The organism is Legionella tunisiensis, from assembly GCF_000308315.1.
Classification (GTDB): domain Bacteria; phylum Pseudomonadota; class Gammaproteobacteria; order Legionellales; family Legionellaceae; genus Tatlockia; species Tatlockia tunisiensis.
Window position 1 is genome coordinate 1 of record NZ_CALJ01000196.1, and the last position, 1351, is coordinate 1351.

Here is a 1351-nt window from a genome sequence, read left to right on the forward strand (position 1 = left end):
GTAGGTTCTTGCACACTACAACTAAAAGATGATGTGCGGCCCGATCTAGGCCCCTGGATTGAGAGTGTGGTGGTTGATCCAAAAATATCAAAAACAAGGGATCGGCAAAATGCTGATTGATCTCACAGTAAAGAAAGCAAAAGAGCTCGGCTTCAGAAACCTTTATTTGTTTGCTTTTGATCCTGCGATAACAGATTACTATCAACGTTTTGGGTGGAAGAAAATCGGTATTGATAAATTTAAATCGCACACTGTAACGGTAATGGAAATGAGCACTATGTAGTAAAAAGGCGCTTGCACTTATGACTTGTAACCACCCCTCCAGTTTTAATATAAAGTCTGATTATCAAAATAATCAGACTTATTGGATTCGCTAGCGCATTAGCCCGCTCTCTTTATACAGAAATTTCACCAGGTCTTCACTTATACTTTTATGTGCAAATATTAATCAATCGTGATATAATGCCTTACTTATAAATTGAAATTGATAACAAGCATTGATACCATCGCACTGTCTATTAAGCCGTAGTGACAGTGTAGAATTATGAATTACAAAGTTGAGTTAGAGAAAGAACACAATAAATACAAGGTGCTTTCACAAAAAAGAGATGAACTAATCAATGACTTCTGTCGTTTGGATCATAAAATCGAAGAACTTAGTCGGTTAAGACAAGCGCATAAAGAATTAGTTATCGCTATTTCAGAGGTACTGCATAAAAGTTCAGAACTTATTCAGAAAGCGTTTTATGCAACAACGCACATAACGGAGAATCATTACAGTGATGAAAAGATCTAATCCTTTAGACACACAAAAAACGTTTGGTATTCTTTTTATTGAGAATGGCGCCCTTGCCTGCATAAAAAGTTTTTTATTGTCTTAGTAAGCTGGGCATTACGCAATTACACGGACACTAATTCTGTCCCTGTTTCCATATGGATGGTTAGTTATTTTGTTCTTTGCGCTTACTTTACCTGGAAGTCCAAATTAATCCGATTTTTAGTTAACCAGAAGCAAAGAAAAACAGCTAAAGATGATTAGTCTCACCGTTCTACTGGTTAGTTGTTGAACATCGGTTTAAACACTTTAGTTCATTAGGATTTGACATTCTATACACATTTTTTATCCACAGATTTTGTGGATAAGCTCAATAACCTCTCACAGAATAAAAATGACTTAGCTCCTTATAGGATAAGGACTATCCTTTCAAACAAGTATTCTTTGATAAAAAATAGTCGGGAAGAACAAGGAATTATCCACAGGATATTAAAGAAAGCAAAAAGACCTAGCACGTTATCGATAATAAACAAATAAATAGTAAAAAACAGTCTTGACTAAGAATATTTTTATACA

At 34.9% G+C, this 1351-nt stretch carries 2 protein-coding genes; both read left to right on the forward strand.

The window, feature by feature from the left end:
- Positions 1-109 precede the first annotated feature (109 nt).
- On the forward strand, positions 110-283 hold the full coding sequence (locus BN58_RS34105; protein ID WP_019216990.1) for a hypothetical protein: 174 nt from the start codon (positions 110-112) through the stop codon (positions 281-283).
- 261 nt (positions 284-544) lie between these two features.
- Positions 545-796, forward strand: a complete 252-nt coding sequence (locus tag BN58_RS11690) for a hypothetical protein (protein ID WP_019216991.1) — start codon at positions 545-547, stop codon at positions 794-796.
- Positions 797-1351 lie beyond the last annotated feature (555 nt).